The 17,872-nt window shown below is 50.4% G+C and carries 22 protein-coding genes; 10 read left to right on the top strand and 12 right to left on the bottom strand.

Annotated features, from left to right (window positions below; translation table 11 throughout):
- Nucleotides 1-96 precede the first annotated feature (96 nt).
- Entirely contained in the window at nt 97-519 is a 423-nt protein-coding gene (locus tag ACTRXH_RS10895; protein WP_474282136.1) for a hypothetical protein, read from the bottom strand.
- A gap of 172 nt (nt 520-691) precedes the next feature.
- On the opposite strand from ACTRXH_RS10895, the gene ACTRXH_RS10890 reads away from it, so the two are divergent.
- Nucleotides 692-958 carry a hypothetical protein gene (locus tag ACTRXH_RS10890; RefSeq protein ID WP_474262388.1) on the top strand — a complete coding sequence of 89 codons (267 nt, stop codon included), beginning with the start codon at nt 692-694 and terminating at the stop codon, nt 956-958.
- Between the two features lie 70 nt (nt 959-1,028).
- Here ACTRXH_RS10890 and ACTRXH_RS10885 read toward each other — a convergent pair whose 3' ends face one another.
- From ACTRXH_RS10885 to ACTRXH_RS10870, 4 genes are all read right to left on the bottom strand, one after another.
- Nucleotides 1,029-1,211 (bottom strand): hypothetical protein, encoded by a 183-nt coding sequence (locus tag ACTRXH_RS10885; RefSeq protein WP_474282134.1) that lies wholly within the window; start codon nt 1,209-1,211, stop codon nt 1,029-1,031.
- A 221-nt stretch (nt 1,212-1,432) separates the two neighbouring features.
- Nucleotides 1,433-3,850 carry a heavy metal translocating P-type ATPase gene (locus ACTRXH_RS10880; protein WP_474282132.1) on the bottom strand — a complete coding sequence of 806 codons (2,418 nt, stop codon included), beginning with the start codon at nt 3,848-3,850 and terminating at the stop codon, nt 1,433-1,435.
- 121 nt (nt 3,851-3,971) lie between these two features.
- Nucleotides 3,972-4,184 (bottom strand): copper chaperone CopZ, encoded by a 213-nt coding sequence (gene copZ, locus ACTRXH_RS10875; RefSeq protein WP_474282130.1) that lies wholly within the window; start codon nt 4,182-4,184, stop codon nt 3,972-3,974.
- Between the two features lie 58 nt (nt 4,185-4,242).
- On the bottom strand, nt 4,243-4,545 hold the full coding sequence (locus ACTRXH_RS10870) for a metal-sensitive transcriptional regulator (RefSeq protein ID WP_474262393.1): 303 nt from the start codon (nt 4,543-4,545) through the stop codon (nt 4,243-4,245).
- Between the two features lie 180 nt (nt 4,546-4,725).
- Here ACTRXH_RS10870 and ACTRXH_RS10865 point away from each other — a divergent pair, with 180 nt between their 5' ends.
- The 6 genes from ACTRXH_RS10865 (at nt 4,726) to ACTRXH_RS10840 (ending at nt 11,309) form a co-directional block, all read left to right on the top strand.
- The gene (locus ACTRXH_RS10865) at nt 4,726-5,739 is read left to right on the top strand and encodes a LacI family DNA-binding transcriptional regulator (RefSeq protein WP_474282128.1); all 1,014 of its coding nucleotides are present in this window, start codon (nt 4,726-4,728) and stop codon (nt 5,737-5,739) included.
- Between the two features lie 76 nt (nt 5,740-5,815).
- Entirely contained in the window at nt 5,816-7,075 is a 1,260-nt protein-coding gene (locus tag ACTRXH_RS10860; RefSeq protein WP_474277954.1) for an ABC transporter substrate-binding protein, read from the top strand.
- A gap of 24 nt (nt 7,076-7,099) precedes the next feature.
- Nucleotides 7,100-8,425 (top strand): carbohydrate ABC transporter permease, encoded by a 1,326-nt coding sequence (locus tag ACTRXH_RS10855; RefSeq protein WP_474262396.1) that lies wholly within the window; start codon nt 7,100-7,102, stop codon nt 8,423-8,425.
- A 19-nt stretch (nt 8,426-8,444) separates the two neighbouring features.
- Entirely contained in the window at nt 8,445-9,266 is an 822-nt protein-coding gene (locus ACTRXH_RS10850) for a carbohydrate ABC transporter permease (protein WP_462865690.1), read from the top strand.
- Between the two features lie 31 nt (nt 9,267-9,297).
- On the top strand, nt 9,298-10,341 hold the full coding sequence (locus tag ACTRXH_RS10845) for a Gfo/Idh/MocA family protein (RefSeq protein ID WP_474282126.1): 1,044 nt from the start codon (nt 9,298-9,300) through the stop codon (nt 10,339-10,341).
- Nucleotides 10,341-11,309: a sugar phosphate isomerase/epimerase family protein gene (locus tag ACTRXH_RS10840; RefSeq protein ID WP_474282124.1), complete on the top strand. Its 969-nt coding sequence runs from the start codon at nt 10,341-10,343 to the stop codon at nt 11,307-11,309. The genes ACTRXH_RS10845 and ACTRXH_RS10840 overlap by 1 nt, the downstream gene beginning before the upstream one ends.
- Before the next feature lie 49 nt (nt 11,310-11,358).
- Here ACTRXH_RS10840 and ACTRXH_RS10835 read toward each other — a convergent pair whose 3' ends face one another.
- The 7 genes from ACTRXH_RS10835 to ACTRXH_RS10805 all read right to left on the bottom strand — a co-directional run bounded on the left by ACTRXH_RS10835 (nt 11,359) and on the right by ACTRXH_RS10805 (nt 16,485).
- Nucleotides 11,359-11,988, bottom strand: coding sequence for a response regulator (locus ACTRXH_RS10835; RefSeq protein ID WP_474282122.1), 630 nt, complete (start codon nt 11,986-11,988; stop codon nt 11,359-11,361).
- Nucleotides 11,985-13,019: a sensor histidine kinase gene (locus ACTRXH_RS10830; protein WP_474282120.1), complete on the bottom strand. Its 1,035-nt coding sequence runs from the start codon at nt 13,017-13,019 to the stop codon at nt 11,985-11,987. The genes ACTRXH_RS10835 and ACTRXH_RS10830 overlap by 4 nt, the downstream gene beginning before the upstream one ends.
- Nucleotides 13,016-13,738 carry a cell wall-active antibiotics response protein LiaF gene (gene liaF, locus ACTRXH_RS10825; protein WP_474282118.1) on the bottom strand — a complete coding sequence of 241 codons (723 nt, stop codon included), beginning with the start codon at nt 13,736-13,738 and terminating at the stop codon, nt 13,016-13,018. The genes ACTRXH_RS10830 and liaF overlap by 4 nt, the downstream gene beginning before the upstream one ends.
- Before the next feature lie 66 nt (nt 13,739-13,804).
- On the bottom strand, nt 13,805-14,443 hold the full coding sequence (locus ACTRXH_RS10820; RefSeq protein ID WP_474282116.1) for a PspA/IM30 family protein: 639 nt from the start codon (nt 14,441-14,443) through the stop codon (nt 13,805-13,807).
- A 17-nt stretch (nt 14,444-14,460) separates the two neighbouring features.
- A complete protein-coding gene (locus ACTRXH_RS10815; protein ID WP_474262403.1) occupies nt 14,461-14,817 on the bottom strand; it encodes a lmo0954 family membrane protein in 357 nt (118 codons plus the stop codon).
- Nucleotides 14,818-14,948: 131 nt separating this feature from the next.
- A complete protein-coding gene (locus tag ACTRXH_RS10810) occupies nt 14,949-15,575 on the bottom strand; it encodes a hypothetical protein (RefSeq protein WP_474282114.1) in 627 nt (208 codons plus the stop codon).
- A 49-nt stretch (nt 15,576-15,624) separates the two neighbouring features.
- Complete coding sequence (locus tag ACTRXH_RS10805) at nt 15,625-16,485, bottom strand: GAF domain-containing protein (protein ID WP_474282112.1); 861 nt, start codon at nt 16,483-16,485, stop codon at nt 15,625-15,627.
- A gap of 259 nt (nt 16,486-16,744) precedes the next feature.
- Here ACTRXH_RS10805 and ACTRXH_RS10800 point away from each other — a divergent pair, with 259 nt between their 5' ends.
- From ACTRXH_RS10800 to ACTRXH_RS10790, 3 genes are read left to right on the top strand one after another with little or no spacing between them, the layout of a single operon-like run.
- A complete protein-coding gene (locus tag ACTRXH_RS10800) occupies nt 16,745-17,317 on the top strand; it encodes an RNA polymerase sigma factor (protein WP_474262406.1) in 573 nt (190 codons plus the stop codon).
- On the top strand, nt 17,317-17,493 hold the full coding sequence (locus tag ACTRXH_RS10795) for a YvrJ family protein (protein WP_474262407.1): 177 nt from the start codon (nt 17,317-17,319) through the stop codon (nt 17,491-17,493). Before ACTRXH_RS10800 ends, ACTRXH_RS10795 begins: the two co-directional genes overlap by 1 nt.
- Nucleotides 17,494-17,518: 25 nt before the next feature.
- Complete coding sequence (locus ACTRXH_RS10790; RefSeq protein WP_474262429.1) at nt 17,519-17,725, top strand: helix-turn-helix domain-containing protein; 207 nt, start codon at nt 17,519-17,521, stop codon at nt 17,723-17,725.
- Nucleotides 17,726-17,872 lie beyond the last annotated feature (147 nt).

Raw genomic sequence — 17,872 nt, 5'->3', positions numbered from 1 at the left:
CCAGGCTATTTCTTTTTATCATAGCACAAAAAAACTGCCGACAAACTCTAAAATTAGAGTCATTGTCGACAGTCTGAGACCGGAAACGGTCCCTTTTCACAGCTTTTTCTCAAGCCAGATGCGTTCATCTGTTAACTCCTCTTTCACCTGAAAGCCCGCGGCCTGCAGCATATCAATAAATTCCGGGTACCGGTGGGCAAGCTTCGTCTGCACCACCTCATATCCCTGCTCCCGGGCATGAATAAGAACGTTGCCGACAAGACGGCTTCTCCATCCGTCATCTTCAAACGCTTCTTCCATGCCGTTCAGCCAGCTGTACCATACGCTTTCATCTTTCGCGTAGCTGATGTCGTAGCCGAGTATTTTCCCTTCCTCCCGCGCTACCTGCACGAGAGACGCCTCTGCCTGTTCGAGAGTCTGGTGCATTGGTTCCATTTTTTCAAAAAGCTGAGCGTGTAAATATAGGATACCCTGCAGCACTTCGCTTGGAGGCATGCCTTCGTATTTTTCTATCTGCATTGTAATTGTTCCTTCCTTCCATCACTAACTTCTACGGCAAGTGTAGCATATGCAGGCACCGTTTATCTTTCCTACCGCCTTTTTCAAGTTCATGTTACCATGTAAAGTGATATGAAAAGACGTCCCGATGCACGAATACATACCAGAACGTAGTTGAGGAGATCGATGAGTCATGGAACTAACATTAAATCTGTATTACCTTTTATTTATCGGCCTGGCATTAAATGCCGCTATTTACGTCATCGCCCGCATTAAACAGCACGGCCGCCGGCACCGGTTCGCCGCAGCGAATGTAACATTTATCGCCTTTTTCTCTGTATTAATTTTAAGCATTGTATTCACCCGCTGGATCGGGCCCGACTTATTCGTCGTAAGCGTCGGCATGATTTTTATGTTCGTTATCGCCGCCCTTTTGGATAAAAAAATAGGGGCAGCCTAAAAGCAGACAGAGGCACTATGCCCTGTCTGCTTTTAGGCTGATAGATAGGTGCTTCGCATGTATCCAGGCATCATATGGATTTACCCTGGAGCCTTTGAATTTCCTGCATTAATAAATTAAGTTCTTCCTGGGCACTGTTTATCGAAGCTGTTAATTTGCCGAGCTCGATATTGGCGGTTTGATACAGGCACTTTGTGAGTTTATCGATAGAGTCAGAATTAGCAATTTTAGCATTGCCTATGGATTGGGACATACAATTTGCAGCTATTTTGAACAGCCTCCTTGAGTCACTTTTTAATTGGATAATCATCTATTAAATGCATGCGATCCATTATATTATACCTATAAATTCCTGTTTATTATAACACAAACCAAGAAAGTTCATAGTAATATAGTAATGAACTGGATTCACAATTATTTTCTTCTCCTGGTGGATAGAAAACAGGCAGAGCCGCTGGGCCCTGCCTGTTTTTATTATGAAATTTTCATCCGCTGAAGGCGCAGGGCATTCAGCACAACAGAAACGGAACTGAACGCCATGGCTGCCCCGGCCACCCACGGAGCGAGCAGGCCGATAGCCGCAATAGGAATGCCGACGGAATTATACACAAATGCAAAGAATAAATTTTCTTTAATGTTTTTCATCGTGGCCCGGCTCATAAGCACAGCATCAGCAGCGCTGTTTAAATCCCCGCGCATCAGCGTGATGTCGGCTGCCTCCACGGCGATATCCGTTCCTGTACCAACAGCCATCCCGATATCAGCTGTCGCAAGCGCCGGTGCATCGTTAATGCCATCTCCGACCATCGCTACGCGCCGGCCTTCACGCTGCAGCCGCGTGACTTCGCTGCTTTTCTGCTCCGGCAGCACGCGCGCAATTACGCGATCGATCCCTACTTCGGCTGCAATGGCGCGGGCAGTCTTTTCGTTATCGCCGGTAATCATGACGACTTCAAGTCCTGCTGCCTGCATGCGTTCCACTGCCCGTCTGGATGTTTCTTTCACTGTATCAGCTACGGCAATCCACCCGGCAAAACGGTCGTTTACTGCGACTCCCATCACTGTTTTTCCCTGATCTTCCATTGCTTCATTTTCTGCACTTTCCGGGATACCTTCCACCCGGCGCTCCGCCAGCCAGACACTCGTTCCGACCACTACAGTACCGGCGTCCGTGGCTGCAAGCACCCCTTTGCCGGGTACTGCTTCGAACGAAGACACCCTCGGCAGCGTAATATTTTTCTGTCCCGCGTCCCGGACAATCGCCTGGGCGAGCGCATGCTCGGAGGATTCCTCCGCGCCGGCCGCGTGCATCAACAGCTCCTGTTCTGTCCAGCCGGCTGCCGGCACAATATCAGTCACTGCCGGCTCCCCTTTTGTAATTGTGCCGGTTTTATCGAGCAGAATCGTCTCTACGGCTCCCGTGCTTTCCAAATACTGTCCGCCTTTAAAGAGCACGCCGTTTTCAGCCGCTCTGCCCGAACCTGCCATAATGGACGTCGGTGTTGCGAGACCAAGAGCACATGGGCAGGCAATAACAAGGATGGCAATGGTCGGCAGAAGCGCCGCTTCAAGCGATCCGGGCTGCACAAAAAGAATCCAGGTGAGAAAGGTCAAAGCCGCGATTCCAATCACAATCGGCACAAACACTCCGGATACCCGGTCGGCGAGGCGCTGGATCTCCGCCTTTCCGCCCTGCGCTTTCTCAACGACCCGCACAATCTGCGATAACGCCGTGTCCTTGCCGACCCGGGTCGCACGCATGCGGATACGCCCGTTTCCATTCACCGTCGCTCCAATCACCGTGTCCCCGGTATCTTTGTCCACCGGAATACTTTCGCCTGTAAGCATGGACTCATCCACAGACGAGCGGCCGTCAATGACCTCCCCGTCCACCGGCACTCTCGCTCCCGGCTTCACATGGACGATGTCGCCCTCCTGAACATCTTCGCTCTTTATTTCTGTTACTTCCCCGCCCCGTTCCACCAGGGCAGTTTCGGCTTTTAATGAAAGCAGCGACTTGATGGCACGCGAGGTGCGACCCTTCGCTTTCGCTTCAAACCATTTACCGAGAAGGATGAGGGTAATAATCACAGCCGAAGTTTCAAAATACAGACCTTCGGACGCATTGCCCGTCAGCACAAAGTATAGGCTGTAAAAATAGGCAGCCGAGGTTCCGAGAGCGACCAGCACGTCCATATTGGCACTGCCGCTCCGCAGTGATTTATAGGCGCTCCGGTAAAACGTGGAGCCGATCACAAACTGAACCGGCGTTGCAAGACCGACCTGCACCCACGGGTTCATCAATGCTTCCGGAGCCCAGAGAAAGGACAGAAATCCGAAATGGGACACCATCGTCCATACAAGCGGGAGGGTCAAAAGCGCAGAAATCAGCAGCTGCCACCCTTTTTTCCGCTGCTCTTTTTCTTTAGGATCCTCCGTCTCTTCTTCGGTTCGTTCGGTTAACCCATACCCTAATTTGTCCACTGCCTGTTCCATATCTTCTACAGAAACTTCCCCGTCCAGATAGTGAACCGTGGCACGCTCCATCGCCAGGTTGACGGTAGCTTCCGACACACCCGGCATTTTATTCAGCTTCTTTTCGACCCGGTTGGCACAGGCTGCACATGTCATTCCGGAGACGTCAAATACTGCTTCGCTGCGACGGACGCTGTAGCCGGTCTGTTCTACTTTTTCTTCCATGTCATGCGGCGATACTTCATCTGGATCATACTGCACCGAAAGCTGTTCGGTTGTTAAGTTAACGGAGGCTTCCGAGACCCCCTCCATTTTCCCTACCTGCTTTTCAATTCTCCGGGAGCAGGCCGCACAGGTCATACCCTCTACGGATGCGTTCCAGTGGGAAAGATTGTTATTGGTTTTCTGCTTTTCCATACCGGCACCTCATTTCCATTGCAGGCTTTCTTTTAATATTATACCCCCGTATAGTATTTAGCAAACAAAACTGTGATAAAAAAGCGGATCGTGGCTGCACGATCCGCTCCTTATTAATTATTTATGCAGATACAACATCATATCCCTGATCATCTATCGCTTCATCAATATCTTTTCGTGAAGTTACTTCAGGATTATATTCTACGTCTACGGCACCTGTATCGAGGTTTACTTTCACGCTGGAAACGCCCTGCAGTTCGCCGACGCCGCCTTCTACCGCAGAGACGCAGTGTCCACAGCTCATTCCTTCCACCTGGATCGTTTCTTTTTTCATTTCAACCATCCTTTCTGTACCTTCATTATATAATACACCTGAGGGGTATTGTCAAAAATCACTTCATCATCCGGCGCATAACGGTCATCAGCTCTTCAATGGATTCTTCGCCTTCGCCCTCTTTAATGGCATTCGCCACACAGTGCGAGGTATGGTCCTCCATTAATGCCAGCGATACTTTGTTGGTTGCAGACTGAATAGCTGCAATCTGGTTTAAAATATCGACACAGTACCGATCGTTTTCCACCATATCGTGAACGCCGCGCACCTGTCCTTCAATACGCTTTAACCGATTCAGCATTTGTTGTTTATTAGGTTGGACGGTCCTTTTATTGCCTGAAGCATGCTCCATACTGTCCACTCCTTCTTATCGCTTATTTACCGCTAGTTTACTAGGTGGAGCGGCGTTAATCAATTTTTATGATTTATGGAAAAGCACAATTTTTGTTTTAATTTTTAAAAATTTTCAATTTAGGGTTGCGTAAAATGAAAGCGTTTTCTATAATAAAGTCATTCTTCCAAAACGTTTCGGAGGCTAATTATGAATACCATAAAAGATATCGCTAAAGCAGCCGGCGTTTCCGTCACTACTGTTTCGAGAGCTTTGAATGGATACAGCGACGTCAATGAACAGACACGCCAGCGTATTCAGGAGATCGCCGAACAGCTGGACTATACGCCAAATCACATCGCCCGCGGCCTCGTTATGAATCGTTCGAAGACAATTGGGCTCTTAACCTCCCAATCCTTTCCGTCCAATCCGAAGGATACGTTCACACTTGATATTCTGGCCGGTGTAAACGAATATGCCAACGAATGCGGTTATGACCTTATCCTGTTTCAATCCCGTCCTACCGGGGACCGTACGTATTACCAAATGTGCCGGGAGCGACAGCTCGAAGGGGTCATCACCCAGAATCTCCCCCATGACCACTCCGCCACCGAAGAATTGGCGGCTACCGGGCTTCCATGCGTATTTATCGACAATCATGTGGAAAGCGGTAACGCAAGCTTTGTCACTACTGATAATGCTGACGGCGCCCGTCAGGCGCTGGTACATTTGATCGGACTTGGTCATGAACATATCGCATTTATTAACGGCCATCATTATGCCTACGTATCCAAAGAACGCCGGAAAGGCTACGAAGAAACACTTCGGGAGTTCGGTCTTCCCTACCGGGAGGAATACGTGCGGGAGGCAGCCTTCGATGAAAAAAAGGCTGAGCAGGAAGCGCTCGGGCTGCTTAAGGCCCATCCGCACATCACCGCCGTCTTTTGCTCAAGTGATTTAATGGCTCACGGGGTCATGCGGGCAGCTCATCATCTCGGGTACGTTCTGCCGCGGGATTTATCGATCGTCGGCTTTGACGATCTCGTACTCGCGGAGTATTTTTCCCCGCCCCTGACCACTGTCCGTCAGGACCGGTACACGCTGGGGCGCAAAGCCTGTGAATTACTTATTGAGAAGATTGAAGGAAGAGATACACCTGCCAGCCTGATAATTCCTGCTTCGTTAACCGTGCGGGAATCCACCGGCATTCCGGTAAGCAGGTAGGTTCTTTCCTGCTTCTCTCTGGCACCCGAAACGTTTCGGATATTTTGAAATCGATTTCACTTAAGGAGGAATAGGCATGAAGAAAGCTGCAGCCGTTACAGGAGCGTTTATAATGCTCACCGGGTGTTCAACTGCGGACATCTCTCCCACTGCTGAGGACGAAGTCACAATTACGTACGCCCGCGGTGTGGATACGACTAACGCCACAGATGCCACGATCAAGGCATTTGAAGAAGAGCATCCAAACATCAATGTGGATGTACGGGAGATGCCGCCTGATACGGGAGAACAGCACAACCAGTACGCTACGATTTTAAGCAGCGGCAGTGATGAAATCGACGTATTTGCGGCTGACGTCGTCTGGCCGGCGGAATTTGCCCAGGCCGGCTATGCGCTTCCGCTCGACCGTCTGATTGAAAGAGACAACGTCGATATTGATGCCCATTTCCCGGCCACTATTGAATCCACCTCCTATAACGGACGGCAGTTTGCCATGCCATCGTATACAGATGCCGGGCTGTTGTTTTACCGGAACGATATTGTAGACGAGCCGCCGGAAACCTGGGAAGAGCTCGAAACGATGGCTGCAGACCTTCAGGGTGAAGAAGGCACCTCCTTCGGCTACTCGATGCAGGCTTCCCAGTATGAGGGCCTCGTCACTAATGCCATTGAATACATCGGTGCCTACGGCGGCCAGATCATTAACGAAAATCAGGAAGTAGTCGTTAATTCTCCGGAGGCCATAGAAGGTATCCAAAAAATGATCGATATAACCCAGTCCGACTTTGTACCAAACAACATTCTTAATTTCCAGGAAATTGAAACAGAAAACGCGTTTATAAATGGTAACACCGTTTTTGCCAGGAACTGGCCGTACCTGCTGTCTACTTCCACCGACCCGGAAATCTCCAATATTCCTGACAATGTCGGCTTCACCACGCTCCCTTCAGGCAGCGACGGCACCGCTTCTGCTCTCGGCGGATGGACCACCATGATCAACAAAAACTCCGAAGAAGTTGAAGCCTCCTGGGAATTCGTGAAATTTATGTCCAGTGAGCAGGGCCAGAAAATCGGTGCTCTCGAAGGCAGCCGGGCTCCTACTATTGAGTCTTTGTATGAAGATGAAGACATCCAGGAAGCAAACGCTCTGTTTGCGGATGATGCCTTCGTCGAAACGCTTCAAAATGCAGTGCCGCGTCCAGTCACCGCAGATTATCCGGAAGTATCGGATATTATGCAGATTGAACTTTCGCGGGCAGCGGCAGGAGAAATTACGGCTGAAGAAGCTGCTGCCAATATGGAACGCAAATTGAGCGCCGTTTTGAATGAAGAATAACACGGATTCAAAGGAGGAAGCCCCATGGCTGGAAAACCTGGACGCAAATTTCAATTAAACGAAAAACAATTAGGCTACGCAATGGTCGCCCCGGCGCTCGTTTTGATTCTTCTCGTCGTTATATGGCCCATTATGCTTTCCGGCTGGAACAGCCTGTTTGACTACCGGCTGAATGACCCTACCAAGTCGGAGCGAATCATGAGCGAAAGCCTGAACCTCGAGGAATACGCCGATAACCGGTACCTTGTCGAGCAAAATGTCAATGAGTTAAGCGAGGCTTATCCGGAAGGAGAGGAAACGTTTAACGAAACCTGGGCAGTCGTCCAGGAGCATCATGAAGAGCTTGTGGCTGATGACGCCATGGCTTCAAGCTATCAGGAAGTTAACAGCATGCTGAATGACTACGAGCCGATCACAGATGACAACCTGCGTATCCAATCCATCGACGGCTCGTGGGGCAGCGACTTTGAAGCTGCAATGGATGAACAGATCGAAGCCGTTAATTCCTTACAGCAGCAGGCGGACGGGGACACGGCAGTGGAAATAGGCTATCTTTCCGCCCAGCTTGGCAATCTGCAGGGCTCGGTGCTCTCCTCGAACTTTGTCGGTCTGCAGAATTACGCGGATTACCTGCTCGATGGACGGACCTGGACCGCTTTGACAAATACGACCTTCTTTACGATCGTTTCCGTCGGCGCTGAGCTGATTATCGGTCTTGGTGTCGCACTGCTAATCAACCGGACCTTCAAAGGACGTGGCATCGTCCGGGCTTCGGTGCTCGTACCGTGGGCCATTCCAACAGCTGTAGCTGCCATGATGTGGAGCTATCTGTTCGATGGACAGTCCGGGATTGTCGCTCACTATATGGCAGCGGTTGGCTTAATTTCTGACCCGGGCGCTCTTTTAACGACGGCTTCGGGATCCATGTTTTCCATTATATTCGCAGACGTCTGGAAAACGACGCCTTACATGGCACTTCTTCTGCTTGCCGGGCTGCAGACGATACCAAATACGCAGTATGAAGCAGCAGAAGTCGACGGAGCTGGCAGAATACAGAAGTTCTTCTTTGTAACCCTGCCACTGTTAAAATCAGCAATTCTTGTCGCCCTTCTCTTCCGGACCCTGGATGCCTTCCGCGTATTTGACCTGATTTATGTGCTGACCGGCGGCGGTCCGGCAAACGCCACGGAATCGATTTCCGTTTTTGCCTACAAAGCCCTGTTTGAACAGCAGAACTTCGGTGCCGGCTCTGCCCTTTCCGTCATAGTGTTTGTCTGTGTGGCCATCATCAGCTTTATCTTCGTTAAGCTGCTTGGCTCAGACCTGTTTCCGGAAAGAGCGAAAAAATAAGTGGAAGGAGTGACTGTACATGTTTAAAAACCAAGCCGGTATCCGGTTTTATATCTTCCTGGCTATCTTCGTGTTTCTCGTTATGTTTCCATTCATCTGGATCTTTTTAACTTCCCTGAAGCCCCAGAATGAGTTGACGTCGTTCGCCTGGTTTACATCCAACGCCACACTTGAGTCCTATGCGTCAGCGATTACGACGAGGCCGCTGTTCCGTTACATGCTCAACAGCTTTGTCGTTTCCGGCCTGACTACGGTTTTATCGCTCTTGATTGCTTCGTTTACGGCCTATGCGGTTACGCGGCTGCCTATCCGCGGCAAGACTTTAATTTTAGGCCTTGTGCTGGCCTCATCGATGTTCCCGCCAATTGCGATTTTGTCTCCAATCTTTAACTTTGTGACAGACACGGGACTTCGCAACAGCTACATCGGTCTCGTTATTCCATATATCACCATCAGCCTGCCGCTCGCGATTTGGATTCTGGCCACCTTTTTTCAAAAAATCCCCTGGGAGCTTGAAGAATCAGCCAAGCTGGACGGCGCTACGCCATTTCAGACGTACCGTCAGATCATCCTGCCGCTCGCTACCCCGGGCATCTTTACCACGGCGATTCTTGTTTTCGTCGCCGCCTGGAACGAATATCTTTTCGCTCTGGCGATCAATACCGCTGATGCCTGGCGGACGATCCCGGTCGGCATTTCATTCTATCAGAGCGAATATACAGTCCCATGGGGCGACATTTCGGCTGCCACCGTTATTGTTACGATACCTATCGTTATTCTCGTTCTGATTTTCCAGCGCCGGATTGTTTCCGGGCTTACGAGCGGTTCAGTAAAAGAATAAGCATCACTATATAAAAAGGAGTGGAAATCACATGAAAACAGTAAATATCGGTGTCATCGGGTGCGGAAGCATCGCGAGAAACCGCCACATTCCAGAATATGAAGCAAATCAACATACCACTATCCGGGCCGTCTGTGACCTGGTGAAAGAGCGCGCCGAAGAAACAGCTTCCCGTCTCGGGGCTTCGGCCTATACGGATTATCACGAACTGTTAAAGGATGAATCCATTGAGGCGGTCAGCGTGTGTACATCTAATCATATGCATGCCCGGATCAGCATCGACGCCCTGGCTGCCGGCAAGCACGTGCTCTGTGAAAAACCGATGGCGACAAGCGAACAGGAAGCTGAAGAAATGATCGAAGCTGAAAAACGCAGCGGTAAAAAATTAATGATCGCTCATAACCAGCGTTTCGTGCCTTCACACGTGAAGGCGAGAGAGCTGATTGCAAATGGCGAACTGGGGAAAATCTTCAGCTTCCGGACCACATTTGGACACGGCGGCCCGGAGGGGTGGAGCATCGATGGCAAGGACAGCTGGTTCTTCCGCAAGGAGGAAGCATTTATCGGCGCCATGGGAGATCTTGGAGTGCACAAATCCGACCTGATTCAATTTCTGCTTGATGAGCCGGTGACCCAGGTAGCTGCTTTCGTGGAAAACAACGCAAAGGATAATATTACAGTGGATGATAACGCTGTATGCCTGCTTAAAACAACAGGAGGCTTAATCGGAACCCTCACGGCCAGTTGGGCTTATGTTCCCGAGGAAGACAACTCAACGATCATTTATGGCGAAAAAGGCACCCTCCGCCTTGAAGACGACCCGGTTCATTCGCTGACTGCCCACTATACCAACGGGCATACGGTCCGCTACGAGCTGGGCGGCATTCAGACCAATGACGCCGGCGGCCAGGAAAGCTCCGGGGTGATTGACGCCTTTACTGAAAGCATCATCTCGAACACGGAGGTGCCGGTAACCGGAGCAGATGGAAAGCAGGCCCTCGCTGTTATTCTGGCAGCTCTTGCCTCCAGCGAGCGCGGCCAGTTTGTGACTATTGGGAAGGAAGGTGTTCAGTAATGAAAATCGGCGTTTTCACCGTCCTGTATGCTGATTTGGCTTTTACAGATATGCTCGATAAGGTTAAACGTGCCGGAGTGCAGGCCGTAGAGCTCGGCACTGGCGGCAATCCGGGCAATGATCACGCAGATGTAGACAGGCTGTTAAACAGCGAAGATGCACGCAAACAGTTCCAGGAAGCACTGTATGCCCGGGGCTTAACCGTCAGTGCGCTCAGCTGCCACGCCAATCCGATTTCCCCGGACCCGGCTGAAGCAAAGGATGCGGACGAAACATTCAAAAAAACCGTGCGGCTTGCAAGCCTGCTGAATACTCCGGTCGTTAATACGTTCTCCGGTGTCGCCGGAAGCGACGAAAGCGCCAAGCACCCAAACTGGCCGGTCGCCCCGTGGCCGAGCGCGTATTCGGACATTTACAACTGGCAGTGGGAGCAAAAGCTCATTCCATATTGGAGGGAAGCCGGCAGCTACGCTAAAGAACACGGCGTAAACGTCGGCATTGAGCCTCACGGCGGTTTCCTCGTTCATACGCCGTACACGGTGCTGAAGCTTCGGGAAGCAACCAACGATGCGGTAGGTGCTAACCTTGATCCGAGTCATATGTGGTGGCAGGGGATCGACCCGGTAGCCGCGATTAAAATTCTTGGAAAAGAAGGAGCCATCCACCACTTTCACGCCAAGGATACGTATATCGACCAGGACAACGTCAACATGTACGGCCTCACCGATATGCAGCCTTACAGCAGCGTGCAGACCCGTGCCTGGAGTTTCCGATCGGTCGGCTTCGGCCACGGCATGAAGGAATGGAGCGATATGATCAGCGCGCTTCGGACGTTCGGCTATGACCATGTTGTCAGCATCGAGCATGAAGACCCAATCATGTCACTTGATGAAGGCTTCGAGCGGGCTGTGCAAAATCTGAATTCCGTCAATATTTCCGAGCGTCCGGTCGACATGTGGTGGGCGTGATCCCTCCGTATTAAAAAAGCTGCTCCCCTTACTCAGGGCGGGCAGCTTTTTAAAATAGACGATGCTTGTAAGCATAAACAACTGCCTGGGTCCGGTCCTGCACCTGGAGCTTATGGAGGACACTGCTCACGTGTACCTTCGCTGTTTTCAGGGCAATAAACAGCTCTTCGGCAATTTCCATATTGGTTTTCCCCTCTGCAAGCAGCCGCAGCACCTCAAGCTCGCGTGCGGTCAGCTCCTCATGCAGTTCCCTTTGATCCCGCCGTTTCATGTTTGTCATCAGCTTTCCCGCTACTTCCGGCTCCAAAATCGACTGCCCGTCGTGTGTTTTCCGAATCGCCGCTGCGATCTCTCCGGCCCGGGAGGTTTTTAAAATATAGCTAACCGCTCCCGCTTCAAGCACAGGGTACACCTTTTCATCATCGATAAAGCTTGTAACAATAATAATTTTGGCTGCCGGCCAAGCCTCCATAATTTTCTCTGTCGCCTCAATGCCGTTCATATCATCCATCACCAGATCCATGAGGATAATATCCGGCCTAAGTTCCAGAGCCAGCCTGACCGCTTCCCGGCCGCTTGAGGCTTCAGCGGTTACTTCCATATCCGGCTGCGTCGATAAATACGACGTAACCCCAATACGAACCATTTCGTGGTCATCTGCAAACAGGATCGTAATCATACCTCTTCCCCCTTCGACAGCCAGGGCACTTTAACATCGATGCGGCTGCCCTCTCCCGGCAGGCTCACTAAATGAAAGTGTCCGCCGATTTCCTCGGCCCGTTCCTTCATCGTACTCAGCCCGTAGCTGTCCGGTTTTTCTTCCTCCATATAAAACCCGACGCCGTTGTCCTGGACACGTAAAATAATAAATTCTTCGCGCTGCAGCAGCGATACCTTCAGCTCGGTCGCCTTCGCGTGGCGAAGCGTGTTGGAAATGGACTCCTGGCTGATCCGAAACAGCTGGTCCTCCACTCCCTTTTCAATTGGAAACGGTTCAATCACCTGCTTGATCTGCAGCGGCACCTTCGCCGTCAGATCGTTCAGCAGCTGCGTGATTCCCTCCTGCAGCGATTGTTTATTCAACGCCGCCGGCCGCAGATGAAGAAGCAGCGCCCGCATTTCAAGCTGGGACTGGTTAATCATCCGCTCGATGGTCTGCCATTCCTTCGAAACCTCTCCCATGCCGGACCGCTCATTAACCGCAGATATCATCATGGAAGCCGCAAACAGCTGCTGGCTGACCGAATCATGGAGCTCCCGGGCAATCCGGTTCCTTTCTTGCGCAATAACCTCCTGCAGGCTCTTTTCCCGGTCCTCGGCCCGTTCTGTGGCCAGCTTCTGCCCGCGTTCCGCCTGCCCCTGCAGCTGACGTTCCACCGCTTCAAGCTCTGTGCGCAGCTCTTCTACTTCCCGGTACATCTCCGCCGGCCAGATATTTTTAGGGCTTCCTCTGCTCAACCGCTCCAGCACAGCCTGCAGCTGCTGCCAGCGGGCATTCCATGCCCGGAGCGTTAAAAACCCGAGAGCGGTGCCAAGCAGAACGATCAGTACGACAAGCAAAAAGCCATACGGCAGGCCACTCATGGTTTGTCCCATCAGCACGTCCCACATGTCAAAAGGCAGCAGCAAAAGAAGCGGAACGACGGTGGAGACGCTGATGAGAAAAGCCGTAGCGATCCCCCACCCGGCTGCTTTCACAAAGCTGTTCATCGCCGCTCCACCTCCAGATCCCCGCTGATAAGCGAGGTGAAAATATAAAGCGTGGAAGCTTCCTCATCTGTCGCAGGAGCGTGATAAGTGATCGTCTGGTTCCACCGCTTTGCTTCTTCTTTCCCAAACAGGCGCACGCGTCCGTACACTGTACTGTGGCGGATAATCACGTTCACTTCGTACGGCACATGGACAGTTACTGAGCCAAGGCCGTGACGGACGATAACCACCGCCTGCGCCGGCAGAACTGTATTGGTGGCATCAACAATTTTATCGCCCACGCCGCCGATCACGTTAATGTCCTTCCAGTGAAACGGCTTCCGTCCGACCTTCTCCCGCCCCCACAGACGGTTGCCAAGCAGCTGTTCCCGCTCATAATTTTCTACCCTGCCGGCCAGCTCTTCCACCTCTGCCTGTTCTTCGACAGGCTCCCTGGACGACCGGCGTATCTGCAGCAGCAGCAGAACAAAAAAGGCAATTACCCAGAACTGTACAGCCCAGAGAGTGACCGCTGTAAGGCCCAGGCCGATCCACCCGATCCACCAGAAAATGGCTGAAAGTGTCCGCCTTTTCGTCCGCTTTCCAATAAAAATAAACAGGGCGAAAAAGAAGAGCACAGGCACTAAACCAGCTCCGTGCGAAAAAAATTCCAGTATGAACAGGAGGATTCCCGTAAAAAACACGAATTGTATCATCTTCGTTGATATATGGGAAAACATAGGAACCCTCCTTTGCTGTTTATGTAAGTTAAAAATAGAGACGCCCTGGTCAGCGTCTCTATTTTATCACGCTTTTTCCTGCCCCGCCTCTGTGTTCCGCTTTTCAAGACGGGCTACCCTTTCGTCGAAGGTGGAATGCTCGTACTCCTGCTGATGATGCTGCTCCATACTTTCTAAATACTGTTCCACTTCTTTAAAACGTGCTTCCGGTTCGCGGCCGCTCTCCTCGTATAGTTTAGAGATATTGTGATTGGCCCGGGCTACATTTTCCCGCCCCATCCACTCCATCCGTTTCAGACGCATATCCTTCAGCTTATACACCATTTCCTGATGCCGCCTCTCGAGTGTCTGCAGCTGCTCTTCTGCTTCTTTTTTCATCGTGGCAAGCTTTTGCGCCCGTTCACCGTACTGTTCAATTTCCCTCAAAGCAATCTCATACAGCTCGTTCTCTTCGTAATGCTTTACCACCGCGGCCTGCTGCTTACGTTTATCAAGCATCTTTTCTGCTTCGTCCTGTTCGTGCTGAAATTCTTCAACCAGCCTGCGCTGACGGTCTGTAAGCCTGCTTACCTTTTCCGTTTCGCGCTCCGCTTCTTTAATATAGCGGTTGAGCGAAGCGATCGGATTGTCTGTTTCCTTTTTCATGTTCCACCGCCCCCATTCCTGTTCGACATCCTCCTTGAACTGCTGCCAAATGCCCGCCATGGCTCTTTCCTCCTTTTTTATCTGCGCTTTAGTTTTTTCCATTCTTCTTCAAAGCCTGTGAACGGATCTTTCGTTCTGGTCCGGCGGTCAATATCCACTTCATCATCACTCCATTTTTTCACGCTCCAGTATATAGCGTACAGACCGAGAAGAGCGATGACTGCATAGATGTTGGTGAGCGCAAGCAGTATCGCTGCAATGCCCACCACTACCCAGAAAACCCTAGCCGCAGTGGACGTGCTTTCCTGAAACTGGCGGTAGACGATATACGCCAGTGCTACTCCAGCTGCGAGCAAGAGCAACGGCCCGAGGTTCGACAAAACGACAATTGCTGCGACTGTAATGAGTGCTGCTAATCCGATTTTTTTCCACATGGTATTTCCCCCTTCCTGTACTTCTATCTTACGCCGGTTTCCCGGCTTCCGGGAGCAGCCCGGGGTCTATCTTTTCTACGCCTCAAGGCGTATTTACCATAAAAAAACACCCTTTCTGTATAAAAGGGTGTTTACGCCTGGCTCTGCTGCCCTGCATTTTCAAGGGCCTCGATTGTCTTCTTTTTAAATTCATCGTCGACCGGACGACCGTCCGGACTCGAATAATTCAGCTGATTTTTCGCTGGGAGGTAAACATATCCCAGTGCTTCAAGCTCCCCGCAAAGTCCCGCCGGCAGCCTGCCGGACCCAGTCTGCCGTATAAAATGCTCTGTTACCGAGACTGTGACCTCTGTATCCGTCGATCCGGTGTTCAGTACAAATAAATCGTCCTCATTCTGCTTAATCCATTTTCCTTTGGAGAAGAGCGAAAATGTCGATGCTTCGAGGGCGGAGATGCCGCTGAGATTCACTCGGTACACGTCATTAATAACCTGCCGCACCATTTCACCGGACGGAGGGGACGGCAGCCGGGCGAGTGCATAATCAAGCAGTTCCTCTTTGCCGGCGGCCTCCCATTCTTTTTCAGTCCATGCTGCAAAAACAGATTGTGATCTCCGGGCCCCAGGGGCTTCCGGGTCCGCGGCAATACTCTTCAGGGATATGTCAAAAATCTCCGAAACAAGGCGTTCCACCACAGCCACGGTGAGTTTGTTTTCATTTTCCACTCTTTCATCCATCTGTTCAGCTTTTATACTCATACCAGTTCCTTCTTTCAACTTGATATGTAAACGATCCGACATTTTTTGTTCACTCGTTTCTTACCAGTCGGAATCCAATAGACTTCAGCGCTGTTTCCAGGCTTTTTTCGATCATAATATTTTCGCCGAGAATATCTTTTCGTATATCCTGAACAGCCATGTCCGGGCGGACGCCGGTTAGAATAGGGTCAATGCCCATCAGCTTCAGCGCCTGAATGACCTGGGAAATATACGTGGTGAACGTTTCGTTAAAAGCCGAAACACCAGACACATCGATCATAAAATAGTCGTATTTCCCGCCGTACACTTCCTGCAGTACTGTTTCCATCAAACGGTTGGATCTTGCTTCATCCATCGCCCCTACGAGCGGGAGCACAGCGATCCCTTCGCCTATCGGCACAATCGGGTACCCGAGCACCTCTATTTTTTCATCCATGCGGTCTACGCGGATCAGATAGCTCAATAAATTACCAAATGTCTGCATCAGCGAAATTTCTTCCTTCTTAAATTCACGCGGCTCGCGGTTCAATACGCACAGTGTGCCAAACGGGCCGCCGTCCTGGTCTTTAATGTACACGCCCAGAAAAGTATGTACATTGAAATTTTTCGGCATCAGCAGTTCTTTGGTTTCTTCATTACTCACTGCATCGGAAAAGTGAAAATACTCCTGATCATCATTTTTCAGCACGTATTGACAGAACGATGCTTCGTGCTCCACTTTCATTCCTTCAGAAACAAGATCATCCCCGCGGTTGTTGTAAGCACTCAATACGTCCATATAAGTATCTTCTTTTTTTGCAATATAAACAGAGTCCACCTGAAGGGACTCAGCGATCACGCTCATGATTTCTTCAGCCATCTCTTCAATGGAGAAAGTGTACCTGCTTGACGGCCCTGATGTTAAACTCACTTTTTCCCCTCCTGTTACATGAAGCTGATTTATATTTATTCCCTCTTTTGTTTTTAACTAATCTTTTTGTAAACACATTATGCCACCGATGAGTCTTTTTTAACAGGACTTAACCTGTAAATTTTTCTAATTTCAGTATTTTCTTGTTTCCTGGAAAAGTGTTCGTATAAAATATAAGAACAAACGTTCGTATATATGGTTTACTTTTTATCTTGAAGATGTCTTTTATAAACAACAGGGGTAAGGAGAGGAGGCATCTATGACACATTCATCATACGCTGATTCAAAAAGAGAAGCATGGGAAGCTTTCAAAGAGAAAAATCATTCGTTCCTGCGTACCCGGCTCATCCGCGAATTTCTGGAGGATGCTGTGCACCAGCAGCTGTTGAAACAGGCTTTAAACGATGATGCTGCCTGGGCACACAAAGCCATTGACCTATCTTTTAAGCGTTACTACCAGGATGTGGTCTGGCGTTCTTATATGTTAAAAACCCTGCACTGGGAAGCAATCCGCTACGATCGTTACCATCGCCGGCGCCAGCATCGGACTCCTCTGTCCGACCAGGAGGCCCTGTTTGAAGAAACCGGTTCATTTTACAGTGAGGACTCAGAGCAAAGCCTTGAAGAAGAGCTGCACCATTATCCGGTCTGGCTCGGCTTTCGTTCGCTGACTCCGTACCAGCAGTGGATTTTTTCTAAAAAATACAGCTGCGGGTGGAAGGATACAGACATTGCCAGCCACCTTCAAATCAGCCGCCAGGCAGTGTCAAACGCTCACCGAAAAGGTTTGAAGACACTTCGTTTTTATGCCGGGAAACGGGAGGAGCAGTGATGCACATTATTGATTCCAGTGCCGTTGTCGAACTGCTGGCCAATGTCGGCTTCCCTATCATTGTAACGTTTTATCTGCTTTTGCGGATTGAACAGCGGATTGAGCATTTGCGCCGGGATGTAAACCGTCTGGCTTGCTCTTCACCAAAAAAGGAGGAAACGATGCATGAGGACTAATAACCGGATCACAAAAAATCAGCGCATGAGCGAGGAAGCGCTGTATGAAGAGCTTCAAAAATTCGAACCATTCATCCAGCAGGCGCTCCGTCAAACTTCCTATCAGGAGCGTGAGGATCTTCAGCAGGAGCTCCGCCTGAAATGCATTGAAAAAATACTCACGTATGAACCGCCGGAAGTACCCGGCTTCTGGGAGTACAAACGCCGCTATGAGCAGCAGATGGACGAATAAACCGGCTCGCTCCATAAAAAACAACCGGTCCGGCCTTCAGCCGGACCGGTTGCTACATATGTGCTATTCCATGTTGCTATGACACCTGGCCATTTGCTCGTAGTTAGCTTCCCCGTGTGCATGGGCAGCAGCAATAATCAGACCGTC

The organism is Marinococcus sp. LNHM5E3-2.1 (genome assembly GCF_056034365.1).
The sequence above is the reverse complement of the archived record's forward strand: the minus strand, read 5'-3'. Positions and strand labels throughout refer to the sequence as shown.